The sequence below is a fragment of the Paenibacillus sp. IHB B 3415 genome (genome assembly GCF_000802655.2).
Lineage (GTDB): Bacteria > Bacillota > Bacilli > Paenibacillales > Paenibacillaceae > Paenibacillus_AQ > Paenibacillus_AQ phytohabitans.
In genome coordinates, this window is record NZ_JUEI01000170.1 from 1 (window position 1) to 1940 (window position 1940).

Annotated in this window: 3 protein-coding genes and 1 pseudogene; all 4 read right to left on the minus strand. The window is 38.1% G+C overall.

Annotated elements, in window-relative coordinates; genetic code table 11:
- Positions 1-175: 175 nt before the first annotated feature.
- Positions 176-436, minus strand: coding sequence for a hypothetical protein (locus tag QW71_RS35900; RefSeq protein ID WP_039310775.1), 261 nt, complete (start codon positions 434-436; stop codon positions 176-178).
- A 164-nt stretch (positions 437-600) separates the two neighbouring features.
- A complete protein-coding gene (locus QW71_RS40315) occupies positions 601-882 on the minus strand; it encodes a hypothetical protein (RefSeq protein ID WP_152679947.1) in 282 nt (93 codons plus the stop codon).
- A 278-nt stretch (positions 883-1160) separates the two neighbouring features.
- A complete protein-coding gene (locus QW71_RS35910) occupies positions 1161-1421 on the minus strand; it encodes a hypothetical protein (RefSeq protein ID WP_039310780.1) in 261 nt (86 codons plus the stop codon).
- 10 nt (positions 1422-1431) lie between these two features.
- A pseudogene (locus QW71_RS41105) lies at positions 1432-1940 on the minus strand (hypothetical protein); the annotation flags it as partial.

Consider the following 1940-nt stretch of genomic DNA (forward strand, 5'->3'; position numbering starts at 1 on the left):
GTCATGACGCCGTCGCGCCCATTATACCGGAACGGCTGCTCCGCCCGACCTTGATGATCCAGCGCTTTGCCGTAATTTCCATATGTATAGGCGATTAAAAGCCAAAGATGAAATGTAGAAAAAACCTTGAAAGGCATAAAGCCAATCAAGGTCAGAATAACTCCCAATTAAATCATTATGGATAAAGGTTAAAACGAACTCCTTTAACCACAATGGTAGTGTCGTTTGTTACCTTCATTTGTCTTAAAACCTTTTTTACTTGCTCTACAGCCTCGTCATCAGATTCATCATATATTTCAATATCTAAGTTGGAACCATTAGTCCCTGAACCAGAACCCGTTACTTCACCTCTAGTTTCTAAAATTTCTTCAATAGCTTCTTCAATCTCATCCCTAGAATAAGATTGCTTCGACTTAAAATATACAAAAACGTCCATTCTTCATCACTCCATTTCACTTTTATCTTGTAAACAGTTCCTCGAAAAATGCTTCTAGCTTATTCATAGATTTTGCTAAGCGGTCTTTCGGGTAATAACTTAATGCCTGCTCTATATTTGTAAGTTTAGCCCCTTGTTCTATAAAGCCTTGGATGAAAAATTCTTCAGCTCCTTGACTTGCTAATTTGCTCTTTTGTACATCGATAATTTCTGGTATTAATTCCAGCATGAAAGTGGTCGTGGCCTTTTGCAATACGTTGTTTCATTACATCATTTGGCGTCCCTTTCCCACTTGCCCTACCAACATATTCTATTTCATCACCCAAATTCTTAAAAGCATAAGTTATATAACTTCTACCATTGAGGGCAAAAGGGATATCTAAGTTGAGTCCTTTTCCTGGAATTACATTAAATTCGTCAAAGAGAGTTTTACTTTTCCCCAACAACTTCCAAAGCCCCTTGCCCGCCAGCACAGCCCCTTCGGTCCCGTACTCCCCTGCTTACTTCATAACAGTGAAGAAGGGATATTCGTTAAATCTAAATTTATTGGGTACTGCGAAGTCCCTCACAGAAAAACAAACCTTGATTGACTACCATGCCAATCAAGATTTATTTTCATTTACTTATTTTTATAACTATATCTATATCTATTCGTATTCAATAAGAATTTCAAAATCACCATTGAGACAAAAAGCACCTGAAATGCTCCCATAAATACACGTTTTCAATTAAAGTTCACCAATGTCTTACCTACTAACTCCTCTGCCTGATAATCCCCTGGCTCAAGCTGAATAGTCATCGAATCAGTCAGGCTAATGTACTCCTGCTTGTTTACTAACGCCACTCCTTTAACAATATAAGATTTAAATTTATCATTCACATCATACAACGTTTTACCTTTGAGGTTTCCATATGGCTTTCCTTCAATTGCAATAATATTAGCCACCTTAATATAAAACGCTCCTGTTACCTCGATAGAAAACATATTTTACACCTCAATCTTCTAGCGAACTTAGTTCTTGTCTCATTTTTCTTAATCTTTCAATTGTAGCTCTGGTCTCAACATTTGGAATTCCATAAACATTTCTAAACTTAATTAATTTTGCAGCAGCCTCAATTTCTACTGTTAGCACCGTTCTCGGTAATTGGTCAGGTATTTTTCCTGCCCTGTATTGCGCCGTATGAATAAATTCCTCAAATACTGCTGATGTTGTGGGATTCCGTCTTAATTGTATAGTCTTTTCATTCCAAGTAACTGCTTCTGCACCACGATAATCTAAATATCTTATCGCTTCTTCAGATTGGTCAATAATACCTCCCTGTTTCTCGAAAGCCCTCTTCATTTTAGCAAATTTAGCAGGATCAATAGAACCAGAAAATTGACTAACATTCCTTGCTAGACCTTTCTCTATCCCCCCAGCCCCAAACCCCAACAACTTCCCAATCCCCTTGCTCGCCAGCACTGCCCCTTCAGTCCCATACTTACCCACATACTTCATGCCGG